At 72.1% G+C, this 15,893-nt stretch carries 15 protein-coding genes and 1 tRNA gene; 12 read left to right on the forward strand and 4 right to left on the reverse strand.

The window, feature by feature from the left end; genetic code table 11:
* The first annotated feature begins 4 nt into the window (after nt 1-4).
* The 3 genes from BJ964_RS15565 (at nt 5) to BJ964_RS15575 (ending at nt 2,925) form a co-directional block, all read left to right on the forward strand.
* On the forward strand, nt 5-664 hold the full coding sequence (locus tag BJ964_RS15565) for an ABC transporter ATP-binding protein (protein ID WP_188121334.1): 660 nt from the start codon (nt 5-7) through the stop codon (nt 662-664).
* A 1-nt stretch (nt 665) separates the two neighbouring features.
* A complete protein-coding gene (locus BJ964_RS15570) occupies nt 666-1,850 on the forward strand; it encodes an ABC transporter permease (protein WP_188121335.1) in 1,185 nt (394 codons plus the stop codon).
* A gap of 103 nt (nt 1,851-1,953) precedes the next feature.
* Nucleotides 1,954-2,925 (forward strand): hypothetical protein, encoded by a 972-nt coding sequence (locus BJ964_RS15575; protein WP_229806846.1) that lies wholly within the window; start codon nt 1,954-1,956, stop codon nt 2,923-2,925.
* 113 nt (nt 2,926-3,038) lie between these two features.
* On the opposite strand, the gene BJ964_RS15580 is transcribed toward BJ964_RS15575, so the two are convergent.
* Both BJ964_RS15580 and BJ964_RS15585 read right to left on the reverse strand, forming a co-directional pair.
* Nucleotides 3,039-3,111: transfer RNA gene (locus BJ964_RS15580), tRNA-Arg, on the reverse strand.
* A 13-nt stretch (nt 3,112-3,124) separates the two neighbouring features.
* Nucleotides 3,125-4,207: an alpha/beta hydrolase gene (locus BJ964_RS15585; protein ID WP_188121337.1), complete on the reverse strand. Its 1,083-nt coding sequence runs from the start codon at nt 4,205-4,207 to the stop codon at nt 3,125-3,127.
* Between the two features lie 171 nt (nt 4,208-4,378).
* On the opposite strand from BJ964_RS15585, the gene BJ964_RS15590 reads away from it, so the two are divergent.
* From BJ964_RS15590 to BJ964_RS15630, 9 genes are all read left to right on the forward strand, one after another.
* A complete protein-coding gene (locus BJ964_RS15590; protein ID WP_188121338.1) occupies nt 4,379-5,005 on the forward strand; it encodes a single-stranded DNA-binding protein in 627 nt (208 codons plus the stop codon).
* Between the two features lie 228 nt (nt 5,006-5,233).
* Nucleotides 5,234-5,698 carry a hypothetical protein gene (locus BJ964_RS15595; protein WP_229806847.1) on the forward strand — a complete coding sequence of 155 codons (465 nt, stop codon included), beginning with the start codon at nt 5,234-5,236 and terminating at the stop codon, nt 5,696-5,698.
* Nucleotides 5,699-5,703: 5 nt separating this feature from the next.
* Nucleotides 5,704-6,726 carry a cobalamin biosynthesis protein gene (locus BJ964_RS15600; protein ID WP_188121339.1) on the forward strand — a complete coding sequence of 341 codons (1,023 nt, stop codon included), beginning with the start codon at nt 5,704-5,706 and terminating at the stop codon, nt 6,724-6,726.
* On the forward strand, nt 6,723-8,249 hold the full coding sequence (locus tag BJ964_RS15605) for a cobyric acid synthase (RefSeq protein ID WP_188121340.1): 1,527 nt from the start codon (nt 6,723-6,725) through the stop codon (nt 8,247-8,249). The genes BJ964_RS15600 and BJ964_RS15605 overlap by 4 nt, the downstream gene beginning before the upstream one ends.
* 119 nt (nt 8,250-8,368) lie before the next feature.
* Complete coding sequence (locus tag BJ964_RS15610; RefSeq protein WP_188121341.1) at nt 8,369-9,448, forward strand: M48 family metallopeptidase; 1,080 nt, start codon at nt 8,369-8,371, stop codon at nt 9,446-9,448.
* Between the two features lie 68 nt (nt 9,449-9,516).
* Nucleotides 9,517-10,863, forward strand: a complete 1,347-nt coding sequence (locus BJ964_RS15615) for a dipeptidase (RefSeq protein ID WP_188126968.1) — start codon at nt 9,517-9,519, stop codon at nt 10,861-10,863.
* A 13-nt stretch (nt 10,864-10,876) separates the two neighbouring features.
* A complete protein-coding gene (locus BJ964_RS15620) occupies nt 10,877-12,352 on the forward strand; it encodes an FAD-dependent monooxygenase (RefSeq protein ID WP_188121342.1) in 1,476 nt (491 codons plus the stop codon).
* 122 nt (nt 12,353-12,474) lie between these two features.
* Nucleotides 12,475-12,762 (forward strand): hypothetical protein, encoded by a 288-nt coding sequence (locus BJ964_RS15625; RefSeq protein WP_223150252.1) that lies wholly within the window; start codon nt 12,475-12,477, stop codon nt 12,760-12,762.
* A gap of 43 nt (nt 12,763-12,805) precedes the next feature.
* Complete coding sequence (locus BJ964_RS15630; protein WP_223149562.1) at nt 12,806-14,344, forward strand: ATP-dependent DNA ligase; 1,539 nt, start codon at nt 12,806-12,808, stop codon at nt 14,342-14,344.
* A gap of 10 nt (nt 14,345-14,354) precedes the next feature.
* Here the strand turns inward: BJ964_RS15630 and BJ964_RS15635 are convergent, their stop codons facing one another.
* Nucleotides 14,355-14,786 (reverse strand): hypothetical protein, encoded by a 432-nt coding sequence (locus BJ964_RS15635; RefSeq protein WP_188121344.1) that lies wholly within the window; start codon nt 14,784-14,786, stop codon nt 14,355-14,357.
* A 118-nt stretch (nt 14,787-14,904) separates the two neighbouring features.
* Complete coding sequence (locus BJ964_RS15640) at nt 14,905-15,849, reverse strand: SURF1 family cytochrome oxidase biogenesis protein (RefSeq protein ID WP_229806848.1); 945 nt, start codon at nt 15,847-15,849, stop codon at nt 14,905-14,907.
* Nucleotides 15,850-15,893 lie beyond the last annotated feature (44 nt).

Consider the following 15,893-nt stretch of genomic DNA (forward strand, 5'->3'; position numbering starts at 1 on the left):
CGACATGAGCCCGGTCATCGAACTGGCCGAGGTCACCAAGAGCTACCCGGGCGGGGTCCACGCGCTGCGCTCCGTCGACCTCAGTGTCGACCAGGGTGAACTGATCGCCATCGTCGGCCCGTCCGGCTCCGGCAAATCCACCATGCTCAACGTCATCGGCACCCTCGACCGGCCCACCACCGGCACCGTGCGCATCGACGGACACGACGTGGCGCGGCTCTCCGACCGGCAGCTCTCCGCCCTGCGGGCGAGCCGGATCGGATTCGTCTTCCAGTCCTTCCACCTGGCCCCCGGCCGTGACGCGGTCGCCAACGTCGCCGACGGGCTCCTCTACGCCGGGCTGCCGAAGAGGGAACGGGAACGGCGTGCGGAAGCCGCCCTCGTCCGGGTCGGTCTCGGCGACCGGCTCGGACACCGCCCCCATCAGCTGTCCGGCGGCGAACGGCAGCGGGTCGCCGTCGCCCGCGCCGTCGCCGGCGACCCCGCGGTGCTCCTGGCCGACGAGCCCACCGGAAACCTCGACACCGTCTCCGGTCACGGCGTCATGGACCTGCTGCGGGAACTCAACGCGGCCGGCACCACCGTCCTGGTCATCACCCACGACCACGACATCGCCGGAACCCTGCCCCGGCAGGTGCCGATGCGTGACGGGCGGGTGGTCTGAGATGGCTCTGCTCCGCCCGGCCCGGCTACGCCCCTCCGACCTGCTGCGTCTCGGCGGCTACGGCCTCCGTTCCCGGCCGCTGCGGGCGGTGCTGTCCGCGCTCGGCATCGCCATCGGCATCGCCGCGATGGTCGCCGTCGTCGGCATCTCCTCCTCCAGCCAGGCCGACCTGGACCGCAAACTCGCCGCCCTCGGCACCAACATGCTGCGTGTCTCGCCCGGCCACACGATGATGGGCGACGACGCCACCCTGCCCGACGACGCCCTTTCCATGATCAAAAGGGTGGGGCCGGTCATCGCGGCCACCGCCACCGGCAGCGTCACCGACACCTCCGTCTACCGCAGCGACCAGATCCCCGAACAGGAGTCCGGCGGCCTGTCCGTCCTCGCGGCGCAGCTCGACCTGCTCGAGACGGTCGGCGCCACGGTGGCCGACGGGACCTGGCTCAACGCGGCCACCGCCAAGTACCCGGCCGTCGTGCTCGGTTCCGGCGCGGCACGCCGCCTCGGCGACGTTCCGACCGTCTACATCGACGGCCGCTGGTACAGCGTGATCGGTGTCCTCGACAGCGTCCCGCTCGCACCCGAACTCGACACCGCCGTCCTCATCGGCTGGGACGCCGCCAGGTCGTACCTCGGCTTCGACGGGCATTTCACCACCGTCTACACGCGGGCCGTGGAATCCCAGATCGAAGCCGTCAAGGCCGTCCTCGGGCGGACCGCCAACCCGGAGAGCCCCGACGAGGTCGACGTCTCCCGCCCCTCCGACGCGCTCGTCGCCAAACGGACCGCCAACGCCAGCTTCACCGCACTGCTGCTCGGTCTCGGCGGTGTCGCCCTGCTCGTCGGCGGCATCGGCGTCGCCAACACCATGGTCATCTCAGTGCTGGAACGCCGCTCCGAGATCGGGCTGCGCCGCTCCCTCGGCGCCACCCGCGGCCAGATCCGCACCCAGTTCGTCTCCGAGGCCCTGCTGCTGTCCCTGCTCGGCGGCGCCGGCGGTGTCCTCGGCGGATTCGCGGTCACCGCCGTCTACGCAGGCACCCAGGACTGGCCGACCGTAGTGCCACCGTGGGCGATCGCCGGCGGGCTCGGCGCCACGCTCGCCATCGGCGCCGTCGCCGGCCTCTACCCGGCGATCCGGGCGGCCCGCCTGGCGCCCACCGAAGCGCTCGCCGCAGCCTGACCGATCAGACCGGCGGAACCTCACCGCCGGTTTGATCCAACCTGGGAGCGTTCCCGTATCGATGATCGAAGCGATCGATCGCGATGGGGAAAGCAGCAGATCAATGCCACGTAAAGCCTTCATCACCGCCGGGCTCGCCGTTGCGATGGCCGGTGCCGGAATCGGCATCGCGACGGCCGCCGAAGCCGCGGTGCCCACCGTCAACTGCCCGCAGGTCACCGTCAACGTCACCGTCCCGGCCCAGGCCCAGGCGGAGGTCGACAACAACCTCCGGCTGCTCGACCAGCAGATCAACGAGGCGAACAACCGGATCGCCTCCACCGCCGGCCAGGGCGGGGCCAACTTCATCCAGAACGCGATCCTCGGCCCGCTGAAGGACAAGCGGTTCGCCGCCATCAACCGGATCGAGACCGCGATCTCCCGCAACGCGGCCCGGCCGAACCTCAACGCCGAAGGCCTCGCGACCTGCACCCTCAACCAGAACGGCGGCGCACCCGCCGTCACCACGCCGCCCGCCGCCCAGCCCGGCAACAACCTCGGCATCCTCACCGACACGTGCGAGACCAGCCGCCTCGAGGCGCACACCGGCTTCCAGCTCGGCAACCGCTGCGTCTCCACCGAATTCGGTGAGGTCGGCACCGCCGCCAACAACCCCACCCTCCTGATCACCAGGGCCCCGCAGCAGGTACGCCGCAACCAGTCCTTCACCCTCCAGATCAGCACCCGCAACCTGATCCGCGACCGGTTCCTCGCGGCCGGGCAGGGCGGCTACTACGTGGAGAGCAGCGTCCTGCAGGGCGGCCTCGTCCGTGGGCACTTCCACACCGCCTGCCGCATCCTCGACAGCACCAGCCAGGCACCCGCGCCCGAGCCGGTCCCGGGGTTCTTCGTCGCCACCGAGGACAGCCGCGGCGGCGCCACCCCCGACACCATCGCCATCCAGGTGCCCGGGCTCGCGCAAGCCGGCACCTTCCAGTGCTCGGCCTGGGCGGGCGACGGATCACACCGCATCCCGATGATGGAACGCGCCAACCAGACGCCCGCGCTCGACTCCGTACGAATCAGGGTCCGTTAGGTTTTGCGATTTTGATCTTCTCGCGGCCCGCTCGGTCCGGCTGGATCGAGCGGGCCAGCGAGACCGATCTGTCTTCACCTGGTTGACGGCGAAGACAGATCAGCAGGTCAAAGCGCGCCCGGCAGGATTCGAACCTGCGACCGACGGATTAGAAGTCCGTTGCTCTATCCGCTGAGCTACGAGCGCTGGCCAGCACATACTAGGCGGTCGTGCCGGACTTGTCGTCCGCCTCGTCCGCGGCGATCTCCTCCACCGCCGCCTCGGCCGCCTCCAGAACGGTGGCTATGCCCGCTTGATCCTCCGGCGCGGGCGGAACATCCACCTCAGGAGTCCCCGGAGCCGGCAGAAACGCGTCCACCCAGCGTCCCAACTCGCGGAACACCTCGGCCCGCACATCCTTGCCGGACAAGGTCAAATCGTGCATGCCGCCGTCGAACCGGGCGATCGTCACCCGCGGGCCCAGACCCGGAGCCCACCGCGCGATGTGCTCCACATCCAGCACCGCATCGGTCACCCGCACGTCGTCGTGCCACTCCCGGCCCCGGAACGTCCGCGTGGAACACGCCACCAGCACCGGCGCGTCGATCGCCAGGCCCGAGCGCAGCTTGCGCTGCCCCCGCCGGATCGCCTCCAGCCAGCCCATCCGCACCGGGAAACCCAGAATCGGCTTCCACGCCAGGTCGTAGGTCCACTCGCCGTGATGGTCCGCGTGCAGGCTCTTGCCGTACAGGCCCAGCGACGCCGCCGGCATCGTCCGGTACGGCTGACGGCCGGTCACCGCCAGCACCATCGACATCAACGGCCGCCGCATCAGCCACGGCAGGTTGAAATCGAAGAACGGGCTGTTCAGGAAGAGACCGTCGATCGTGCCCCGCTCACGCCGGCAATGTGCCCACAACGACGTGATCAGGCCACCCGTCGAATGCGCGCTCACCAGCAGCTGGTCGTGACCGTCCTGCTCCCGGATGATCCGGGCCGCCTCGTCCAGTTCCGGGAAGTAGTCGGTCATGCTCCGGGCGAAGTTCGGCGTCTGGTGCGGCAACAGGCTGCGCCCGTACTTCCGCAGGTCAAGCGCGTAGAAGTCCCAGCCCCGCTCGACGAAGAAGTCCGCCAGATGCGTCTGGAAGAAATAATCCACGAACCCGTGGACGTGCAGCACCGCCCGCCGTGTCGGCGTCTCCGCCCGGCGGCGCACCAGCGTCGCCACCACCGGGCCCTCGTCGTCACTGCCCAGCTCGATGGTGTGCCGTTCGTACGGCCATCCGAGGACGTCGGTCTCCACGAGCACAGGTTACCCATGAGTACCGCCCGGTGCGCTATACCAAAATCGCGCCCGTGCCGCCCGTCGTCCACAATCCGCCGCCGTCCACAGCCGTCGGCCCGCCGACCCCGCCACATCCGCCAAGCTCGGCGACGACCGAAACACCCCACACCCCACCAGGGAGACGGCACCGTGTTCGAGACCAACATCGTCATCGTCGGCAACGTGCTCACCGCACCCGAGTGGAGACGCGTCGGCGACAGCAACAGGCTCGTCACCAACTTCCGGCTCGCCTCCACCGCCCGCCGCTACGACCGCGAGACCGGCCGCTGGGCCGACGGCAACAGCCTCCGCGTCCGGGTCACCGCCTGGCGCCGGCTCGCCGAAGGGGCCGCCGCCTCCATCACCGTCGGTGACCCCGTCATCGTCTACGGCCGCATCTACACCCGCGACTGGGTCGACGACGCCAACAACAACCGCGTCTCGTACGAGGTCGAGGCCTTCGCCATCGGCCACGACCTGGCCCGTGGCCGTTCCCAGTTCTTCCGCAACAAGCCCGCCCCCGCCGACAGCACCGTCGAGGGCCCGGACACCGACGCCCTCATCGGTGGGGAACCCTCCGCCGTCCTCCCCGACGACGAGATCCCGGTGACCTTCGGCGACGGCCTGCCCGAGCGCGACCCCGACGACGAAGGACCCACCTTCCAGGAGGTCGTCGCCGGCATCGCCGACCAGACCGCCGAACCCGGCGAGGATCCCGGCACACCGGAGACCCGCCCGGTCCGCCGCGTGAAACGGCGCGAACCCGTCGCCGCCTGAGACCTTCCCCACCGCCGCCACCGGGCATCGATCACCCTGCCGATCGCCAGGTGCGCGGCGCCCGGTGGCCCGGCCGGAAGCATCCCCGGCCGGGCCACCGCGAGGCCGGATCCGCCCGGCGCCCGCCGATTCCTTCTATCAGGATGGGCCGATCGTGCCGAAGCAACCGGCCACCAGTCGGAGCGGCCCGGCTAGGCCCCGGGTACGGCAACCGGGCAGACTGAACCCGTGCTGCTGAAGGACATCCGCGCCATCGTGACCGAGCAGATGGTGCTATCGCCGGAGGACCAGACGGCCGAGGACACCAACACCAACTGGTTCGGTGCGCCACCCCATGAACGCATGGGTCTGTCCGCGGACGAGGTCGTCACCGCGTTCGAGGAGACCGCGGCGGTACTACGCGACCAGGTGGCCGGCTCCGGTCACCGGGGCACCGCCACGTTCTACGTCTGGCACGACACCATCGCCGGGCAGCTCCGCTGTTCCGCCGGCACCCGCAAACCCAGCGACCTGCCGTTCAACGACGAATACCAGGTCACCGAAGACCTCCGGGGCATCGTCGTCGAGTTCCTCGAGGACCGGGCCCCCGGCTCCATCGCCTGGGGCGAACTCGAACCCGTGCCCTACCCCGACGAACTCGAACCACCCGCGCTCGCCGTGTGGGCGTTCGACCTCACCCCGTTCGGCCGCTGAGAGTGATGCCACGGTGGACCGCGGACGCGGCCGGCCTCATCGGCGGCTACCTGCTCGACGCGGCACTCGGTGACCCGCGCCGGCTGCACCCGGTAGCCGGCTACGGCACCGCCGCCGCGGCGCTGGAACGACGGCTCTACCGGCCCCACCGGCGCGCGGGGGCGGCGTACACCGCCATCGCCGTCGGTGTGCCCGTCCTCGCCGGGCTCGCCGCCGCACGGGCCACCCGCAACCGGCCGGTCGCCCGGGCCGCCGTCACCGCGGCCGCCACGTGGACGGTGCTCGGTGGGCGTACCCTCCGGCGCGAAGCGCGAATCATGGCCGGTCACCTGGAAGCCGGGGACCTGCCGGCGGCCCGGGGACGGCTCGGGCACCTGTGCGGCCGGGATCCGTCCGCACTCGACGAGCCGGAACTCGCCCGGGCCACCGTGGAGTCCGTCGCCGAGAACACGTCCGACGCGGTCGTCGCCCCACTCTTCTGGGGAGCGCTGCTCGGGCCGGCCGGACTGCTCGGATACCGGGCGGCGAACACGCTCGACGCCATGGTCGGGCACCGGTCCGAGCGGTACGCGCGATTCGGGACGCCGGCCGCCCGGCTGGACGATCTGCTGAACCTGGCGCCCTCGCGGGTCACCGGGGTCGTCACGGCGGCCGTCTCGCCGGTGGCGGGCGGGTCCGTCCGGGAGACGCTGCGGGTGTGGCGGCGGGATCGCGGGGATCATCCGTCGCCCAACGCGGGGCAGTGCGAATCCGCCATGGCGGGGGCGCTCGGGGTGCGGCTCGGCGGGCGGAACGTCTATTTCGGACGCAGTGAGGTGCGGCCGTTCCTGGGGGACGGGCCGCGGCCGTCGGCGGGGCATCTGCGACGGGCCGCCCGGGTGTCGGGGGCGGTCGGGGTGGTGGCTCTGGGGATGGCGGCCGCCCTGGCGGCGGCACGAGGTTTGATCACGGCCGGTGGTGGCGGGGGCGGGGCGGGGCCCGAAGGGCCGCACCAACCCACGACGCCCGTCCGGGGGACCCGTCGATGACCGGCGCGCTCCTGGTCACCGGCACCACCTCCGACGCCGGCAAGAGCATCCTCACCGCCGGTATCTGCCGCTGGCTGCACCGCAACGGCGTACGCGTCGCACCCTTCAAATCCCAGAACATGTCCAACAACTCGGCCGTCGTGGTCACCGCGGACGGCCGTGGCGGCGAGCTCGGCCGAGCCCAGGCCATGCAGGCCGCCGCCTGCGGCATAGACCCCGACCTGCGCTTCAACCCGGTTCTGCTGAAGCCCGGGAGCGACCGTTCCAGCCAGGTCGTCCTCCTGGGCGAGGCGGTCGACACGGTCACCGCCGGCAACTACCGCACCCTGCGCCCGCGCCTGGCCGAGACGGCGTTCGCCGCGTTCGAGGAGCTGCGTTCCGCGTACGATGTCCTGATCTGTGAAGGGGCCGGAAGCCCCACCGAGATCAACCTTCGCGACGGCGACTTCGTCAACATGGGTCTGGCCCGCCGTTTCGGCCTGCCGACCGTGGTGGTCGGCGACATCGACCGCGGCGGCGTGTTCGCCGCCTTCTTCGGCACGCTGGCCCTGCTCGCCCCGGAGGATCAGGAGCTCGTCGCCGGCTTCGTGATCAACAAGTTCCGCGGGGACCTCGGCCTGCTGCGCCCCGGCCTCGACATGATCACCAAGGCGACCGGCCGGCCGGTGTACGGCGTCCTGCCGTTCCACCTGGACGTCTGGCTCGACGCGGAGGACTCCCTCGCCTACGGCCGGGTCCTGGGCCGTCCCGGACCGCCACGCGGAACCGAGTGGCTGCGCGTCGCCGTGGTCCGCCTGCCGCGCATCTCGAACGCCACCGACGTCGAGGCGCTCGCCGCCGAGCCCGGCGTACAGGTCAGGTTGACGATCGAGCCCGGCGAGATCGCCGACGCCGACCTGGTCGTGCTGCCCGGCTCCAAGGCCACCGTGAGCGATCTGGCCTGGCTGCGCGAGACCGGCCTGGCCGGCGCGATCCGCGCGCACGCCGCCGCGGGACGCCCGCTGCTCGGCATCTGCGGCGGCTACCAGATGCTCGCCGAGACCATCCACGACGAGGTGGAGAGCGGCGACGGCACGGTGCCCGGCCTGGGCCTGCTGCCGGTCGGCATCACCTTCGCGGCCCACAAGACGCTGGCCCGCCCGGCGGGGAACGGCCTGGGCGCGCCGGTGCGCGGCTACGAGATCCATCACGGGTACGTCTCCGCGGGCGTTCCCGACCCGCTGCTGCGGTACGACGACGGCCGTCCCGAGGGCGCGGTGGCCGGCAACGTCTACGGCACGCACTGGCACGGCGCCTTCGAGTCGGACGAGTTCCGTCGCCGCTTCCTCACCGAGGTGGCACGGCAGGCCGGCCGGAGCGGGTTCACGGTCGCCCCGGACACCCGGTTCGCCGCCGTCCGCGAGCGCGCGCTGGACGTACTCGGTGATCTGGTCGAGGAGAACCTGGACACCGCCGCCCTCTGGCGGCTGATCGAGCAGGGCGCCCCGCCGGGGTTGCCGTTCCTTCCCCCGGGTGCTCCCTAGGGATCGATCTCCGGGTCTTCTCCGGGTCGCGGGCAGGGACACGCGTTGCATCGCGGGCGTACGTTGGGCCCGGAAGCGCGGCCCTGCGCCGCGGCAGCGGCGAGGACGGGGTGACACAGATGACCACCGAGGATGACAGCCGGCCGGTGCGCCGCCGGGTGACCCTGACCGGGATCAGCTCACGCGCCTGGGAGCATCCGGCCGACAAGGGCGCGCTCTCCGCCCTGCGCGAGTTGCGCGGTTTCGACGACGTGGTGAAGACGTTCTTCGGCATGTGGAACGAGCGGGGTTTCCGGCTCATGTTCCTGGCCGGCGGCATTCGCGTGGACCACCGGCAGTACCCGCGGGTCTACCAGCGGTTCACCGAGGCGGCGGCGGCGCTGGACGTGCCCGACCTGCCGGAGCTGTACGTGACGCAGGACCCGCGGATCAACGGTCAGGCGATCGGTCTGGACCGGCCGTTCATCGCGTTGACCACCGGCGCCGTGGAGAAGCTCGACGACGACGAGTTGCGGGCGCTGCTCGGGCACGAGCTGGGCCACGTGCGCAGCGGCCACGCCGTCTACAAGACCATCATGACGATCCTGACCAACTGGGCGGCGAACCTGAGCTGGCTGCCGGTCGGCGCGATCGCGTTGCGCGGGATCATCGCGGCGATGCTGGAGTGGTGGCGCAAGGCGGAGCTGTCCGCCGACCGGGCCGGCCTGCTCGCCGGTCAGGACCCGGCCGCCTCGCTGCGGCTGCTGATGAAGCTGGCCGGCGGTGGGGACCTGTCGCAGATCGACACGGCCGCGTTCCTCGAGCAGGCGGCGGAGTACGAGGGCGGCGGCGACCTGCGCGACAGCATCCACAAGATCGGCCTGACGGCGTGGAACAGTCACCCCGTACCCGTCGCCCGGGCCGCTGAGCTGCGGAAGTGGATCGACTCGGGGGAGTACGGGCGGATTCTCGGCGGCGACTACCCGCACCGGGACGGCGACGGGGATGCCTCGGTGTCCGAGGACGTGAAGGCCGCCGCCAAGGCGTACCGGGAGGACTTCACCACCTCGCAGGACCCGTTGGTGACCCTGGTGCGGCGGTTCGGCGGCGGGGCCGCCGATCTGGCCGGGTCGGCCGCCGGGAAGGCGTACAACTGGGCCAACGACGCGGCCCGGCGAGGCCGCGGCGACAACGGCGGTGAGGGTACGCCGGACGCATGATCCGCATGCCGCCGATCCGGGCGGGCCGGAGGTTGTCACACTTCCGGCCTACGATCGGCGGCATGAGCCTGAGTGAATCCGATCTGCGCGCCGCGATCCGGCGCGAGATGCCCGGTGTCCGCGCCGACCTGGAACGGCTGGTGCGGATCCCGGGTGTCGCTTTCGAGGGTTTCGACCACTCGCACGTCGAGCGGTCCGCGGTGGCGGTCGCCGAGCTGCTGCGCGGGTGCGGGCTCGACACCGAGATCGTCCGGCACGGCGGGCAGCCCGCCGTGATCGGGCGTAAGGCGGCGCCGGCCGGCGCGCCCACCGTGCTGCTCTACGCGCACCACGACGTGCAGCCCGCCGGTGACCCCGCGCTGTGGACCAGCGATCCGTTCGAGCCGGTCGAGCGGGACGGGCGGCTCTACGGCCGCGGCGCCGCCGACGACAAGGCCGGGGTGATGGCGCATGTCGCCGCGCTGCGCGCGTTCGGCGATCAGCTGCCGGTCGGCGTGGTCGTCTTCGTCGAGGGGGAGGAGGAGTACGGCTCGGACTCCCTCGACACGATCATCCACGAGCACCTGGAGGAGCTGCGGTCCGATGTCATCGTGATCGCCGACTCCGGCAACTGGGACATCGGCCGGCCGGCCCTGACCACCTCGCTGCGCGGCCTGGTCAACCTGTTCGCCGAGGTCCGGGTGCTGAAGAGCGCGGTGCACAGTGGCATGTTCGGCGGCCCCGTGCCGGACGCGCTCATCACCCTGGCCCGGCTGCTGGCGACGCTGCACGACGACGACGGCGAGGTGGCGGTGCCCGGCCTGGTGGGCCGCGAGGGCGCGAGCGTCGACTATCCGGCCGACCGGTTCCGGCACGAGGCCGGCATCCTGGACGGCGTCGACCTGATCGGCCGGGGCACCATCACCGACCGCATCTGGACCAAGCCGTCCATCTCCGTGCTCGGCGTCGACGCCCCGCGCACCCTGGAGGCGGCCAACGCGTTGCAGCCGACCGCCAAAGCCAAGATCAGCGTCCGGCTGGCGCCGGGCGAGGACCCCAAGTCGGCGTACGACGCGGTCCGCGCCCACCTGGAGAAGAACGTGCCGTGGGGCGCCCAGCTCGAGGTCACCCTGGAGAGCGACGGCCAGCCGTGCGTGATCGACGCGACCGGCCCGGTGTACGACGCGGCCCGCGCCGCCTTCCGCTCCGCGTGGGACGGCACCGAGCCGGTGGACATGGGCGTCGGCGGGTCGATCCCGTTCATCGCCACCTTCCAGGAGCTGTTCCCGGCCGCCGCGATCCTGGTGACCGGCGTCGAGGATCCGTATGCGGGCGCACACGGACCGGACGAGAGCCTGCACCTCGGTGAGTTCGAGCGCGTCTGTGTGGCCGAGGCGCTGCTGCTCAAGAACGTCGCGGAGACCATGACGAGGTAGATCGGGGTGGCTGATGGCCGAGCTGTCGTGCGAGGTCCTGGTGGTGGGCGCCGGCCCCACCGGGCTGATGCTCGCCAACTGGCTGACCAGACTCGGGGTTCAGGTGATCGTCGCGGACGGCAAGGACGGTCCGACGATCGAGTCCCGGGCGCTGATCGTGCAGGCGCGCAGTCTGGAGATCTACGACCAGCTCGGCATCGGCGACCAGGTGCTGGAGGCCGCGCACCGGGCCGAGGCGCTCGCCCCCGGCTTCGGTGCGCGCGGCTTCGGGCGGATCCCGCTCGGGCCACTGGGCGGGGCGGTCACGCCGTACCCGTACATCGAGGTTCTGGAGCAGAGCCGTAACGAGGAGATCCTCTACGAGAATCTGCAGAAGCTCGGCGGCCAGGTGTTGTGGGAGTCGCCGGTCACCGCGGTCGTGCAGACCGAGGACGGGGTCGAGGCGAAGGTCGGCAACCACACGGTGTGGGCCCGGTTCTGTGTCGGCTGCGACGGCGCCAACTCGATGGTCCGCAAGGCGCGGCGGATCGACTTCGAGGGCGTCACCAATCCGCACCGCTTCTTCGTCCTGGACGCGACCGGCGCCGGCGGGCTCCAGCCGGACGCGATAAACGTCCGCCCGTACCGGGACGATTTCCTGCTCGCCTTCCCGATGCGCGGCGACGGCAACTGGCGGCTGATCGGCCTGGTCCGGGACGTGGACGGCGACGGCGCCCTGGACGAGGAGGACGCCCGCGCCCGGATGCTGCGGACGTACGGGGTCACCTACGACCGGTCCCGCTGGTTCGCCACGTACCGGGTCCACCACCGGATCGCCGCGGCGTTCCGGGACGGCCCGTTCCTGCTGGCCGGGGACGCCGCCCATGTGCACTCGCCGGTCGGCGGCCAGGGCATGAACACCGGCCTCCAGGACGCCCACAACCTCGCCTTCAAACTCGCCGACGTGCTGCGCGGCACCCGGAAGGACGGCTGGCTGGACCGCTACGAGGCCGAGCGCCGCCCGGTCGCCCGGAAACTCGTCGCCACCACCGACCGGGTCTTCGGGTTCCTCACCTCCGGCCGGTGGCCGCTGCGCGTGCTGCGGCGGGTCGCGGTGCCGCTGCTCGCGCCGGTCGGGGTGCGGGCGCTGCCCGGCTCCTCCGGCGGGTCACGGCTTTTTCAGTACGTGTCGCAGATCCGGATCCACTACCGCCTCGACCCGGCCGGGACACCCGGGCGGCGGCGGGATCCGGTGGTCGGGCGGCGACTGCCCTGGGCCGACGGCAACCATGCGGCACTGCGGGCCGCCTGCTGGCAGATTCACGCGTACGGCGGGGTCACCGCGGCCGACGCGCCCGACCTCGGCGTGCCGGTGCACGTCTTCCCGGCGGCGCCGGCCACCGTGCTGCGTCCCGGCCTGTTCTACCTGGTCCGGCCGGACGGTTTCGTCGCCGCGCGGGCCGAACCGGCCGAGGCCGACACCCTGTTCCGGCACGCCATGGCCAGGTGAGACATGGTTGTCCACAGGTTGGATCCACGGGTGGCGCCGACGATCGATCCTGTTAGGATTCGAACATGCGTTCGACGACATCGAACACCCCGGCCGCAAGGCTAGGTCCGACCGCGCAGAGCATGTCGGCTGCCCTTGCCGGCCGCGCGGCCCGGGTGACCCCCGGTTCCGCGCGTGACCCACTCGACCGTCTCCGCACGCGTGAGCGGATCGAGTCGATCGCCCGGCTTCGTGCCGCGGCTCGCGCCCTCGGAGACGTCGACGTCTCCGGGTGGGACGACGACACCCTCACCGATCACCTCGATGACCTCTCCCGGGTGCTCTGCACGCTCGATGCCGAGCTGGCCCGCGTCGCGGACGCGGTCCGGGCCCGTGGCTTCCGCATCGCGGAGGAGCCCAAGGCCGCATGACCGTGCGCGTGCGGGGACACGAAAGACGTAACCGGCTGTCAGGATGGAGATCGTGCGGTTTCTCGACATAGCAGCCACCTCGGCCGCCGTCGCCGCGACCTCGGGCCGCAAGGCCAAGATCGAGCTGCTGGCCGGGGCGTTGCGGCGTCTCGACCCCGGTGAGATCGTCGCCGGGGCGGCGTTCCTGGCCGGCGAGCTGCGGCAGCGGCAGACCGGCGTGGGCTGGGCGTCCCTGCGTGAGCGGCCACCCGCCGCCGTCGCGGCCACGCTCACCGTGGCCGCGGTCGACGCCGCGATCCAGGAGATCTCCACCGTCGCGGGAGCCGGCTCCCAGGCCCGCCGCAGACAGCTGCTCGGCGCGCTGTTCGCTGCCGCCACCGAGGAGGAGCAGCGCCTCCTTCTCGGCCTGTTCGGCGGCGAGCTGCGGCAGGGCGCGCAGGCCGGGCTGCTGGCCGAGGCGGTCGCGGTGGCCGCCGAGGTGCCGGTGACCGCGGTCCGCCGGGCGCTGCTGCTCTCCGGCGACCTCAAGTCGGTGGCCGTCGCGGCGCTGTCCGGCGGCGCCGCCGCGCTCGCCGAGATCCACCTGCGGGTCGGCACCCCGCTCAGCCCGATGCTGGCCGGAAGCGCACCCGACGTCGCGGCCGCCCTCCAGGCCACCGGCGCCCCCGCGGTCGTCGACGTGAAACTCGACGGCATCCGCATCCAGGTGCACCGCTCCGGCGACGACGTGGCCGTCTACACCCGTAGCCTCGACGACATCACCGCCCGCCTGCCCGAGGTGGTCGCCGCCGTCCGTGAGCTGCCGCTGCGCGAAGCGATCCTCGACGGTGAGGCCATGGCACTCGACGAAGCCGGCCGGCCGCGCCCCTTCCAGGAGACGTCGAGTCGTGCGGCGACCCGGGGCGCCCCGGCGAGCGGTCTCCGGCCGTACTTCTTCGACCTGCTCCACCTCGACGGCGCCGACCTGCTCGACGAACCCGGCCGGGTGCGCTGGGCGGCCCTCGCCGAGACGCTGCCGGAGTCCCTCGTCGTCGGCCGGACCGAGGTCGGCAGCGAGGAGCAGGCGGCCGCCGCGTTCGCTGCCGCGCTGGCCGCCGGGCAGGAGGGTGTCGTGATCAAGGCACCCGAGGCGCCGTACGACGTGGGCCGCCGGGGCGCCGCCTGGATCAAGGTGAAACCCCGCCACACCCTCGACCTGGTCGTCCTCGCGGTCGAGTGGGGCAACGGCCGCCGCCGCGGATGGCTCTCCAACCTGCACCTCGGCGCCCGGGACCCGGACTCCGGCGGGTTCGTCATGCTCGGCAAGACGTTCAAAGGCCTGACCGACGAGCTGCTGCGCTGGCAGACCGAGCGGTTCAAGGCTCTGGCCGTCTCCGACGACGGCTGGGTCGTCCGGGTCCGGCCGGAACAGGTCGTCGAGATCGCCTTCGACGGCGTCCAGACGTCACCGCGTTATCCGGGTGGGGTCGCCCTCCGGTTCGCGCGGGTGCTCCGCTACCGCGACGACAAGACCGCGGCCGAGGCCGACACCATCGCCATGGTCCGGGCTCTCCACGCCGGAGTGGCATCCGCCGGGCCCTGAACCGCCGGGGTCAGAGCGCGGCCAGACTCCGGACGTAGTTGACCTGCTGGTTGATCGACGCCACATCGCCGTCCTGCTGAACCGGGACACGGCCCACGTACTGATGGGTGCCGCTCGTCACGGTCACATGCACCGTTCCCTGCGGGACCGTCTCCTTGACCAGCAGGAGCAGCAGGCTGAGGCCGCCGGTCGGGCAGATCGCGAGGAAAGCCACCACCTTCGCCCACATCGGTGTGCGCCGTTGCGAGAGCCAGTGATCGGTGACATGCCACCGCGAGCCGGCGAGCGGCAGATCACCCACCGGTGTCCGGACCAGCGAGGAGGTGACGTGAATCTCAGCGATCTCCACGATCACCGGCCCGGTCGCCTCCGGGACGGGCGGGCTCTCCGGCTCCGGCGAGGGAGCGGGCGCGCCCCACGGATCACCAGACGGAAAGGTCATGCCGCCACCCTATTCGCCCTCACCGATCGTCGCGAGGCGGCGCTCACGGCGCGGGGCCACCGTCTACTCGATCCGGCGATTTCGGTGGCGTCGGCGGCACGGCCGGGACGAGGAGGTGCTAGTCACTCTCCGGCCGGTCGGCCGTCACGGTCGCGGACCGCGATGCGGCGGCCTCGGCGGCCCGCCGGTCCGCTTCCTCGACGCGGTCACGCGGGGCTCCTCCGGCCCGGTCGCGTGCGGCCTTGCGCTGGTCGGCCGCTTCGACGCGGTCGCGGGGACGGTCGGCCTTCCGCGTGGGCCGGGCCCCGGACACCGGCTCCAGGGCCTCCCGCCGGGCCTGCCAGCCGTACAGCACGAAGACCATCCCGGCGAAGACCCACCACTGGACGGCGTAGCCGCCGTTCTGCCAGGAGTCCTCGTGCGGGATCGGGATCGGCACGAAAGCCGGATCGGCCGCCGGCGTCTGTTCCGTCAACAGGACATACGCCCCGTACACCGGGAAGGGCAGCTCGGTGGCGAGGCGCGGCAGACTGATCCGCCGAGTGTCCAGACGGCCGTCCCGCCGGTCCACCGGAGCGGGTCGGCTTTCCGACAGGTGAATCTGCCCGACGACCGTGACCTGCCCGGTCGGGGCAGGCGGAACCTCGGGTGCGGCGAGCGCCCCGCCGGGCGGCGCGGGCACCCAGCCGCGGTCCACCAGAACGGCCGTGCCGTCCGCCAGGAGGAGCGGTGTGAGGATCTCGAAACCGACCTTGCTGCCCACCGTGCGGCCCCGCGCCTGGATCTCGTTGGCCGGGTCGTAGCGGCCGGTGAGGGTGACCTTTGTCCAGGCCAGAGCCTTGCCGGGGGCGGCGCCCGGGGTGCCCGCCGCGGTCGGCGCGGTCAGCACCGACGTCAACGCGACGGCGTCGACGGCATCCGCGGCGTCGATCCGGTCATTGATGGCCGTGCGTTCCTGGTACCGATGCAACTGCCAGTTGCCGAGCATGACCATCACCACCGAGGCGACGACGGTGAGCGCGGCCGCGGCCAGCCAGCGGGGGGTCAGCAGGAACCGGTACACCCCCTGAGGCTACCCGGCTGGGCGATAGTCGCTGCTCCAGCCAG

This window comes from Actinoplanes lobatus (assembly GCF_014205215.1).
Lineage (GTDB): Bacteria > Actinomycetota > Actinomycetes > Mycobacteriales > Micromonosporaceae > Actinoplanes > Actinoplanes lobatus.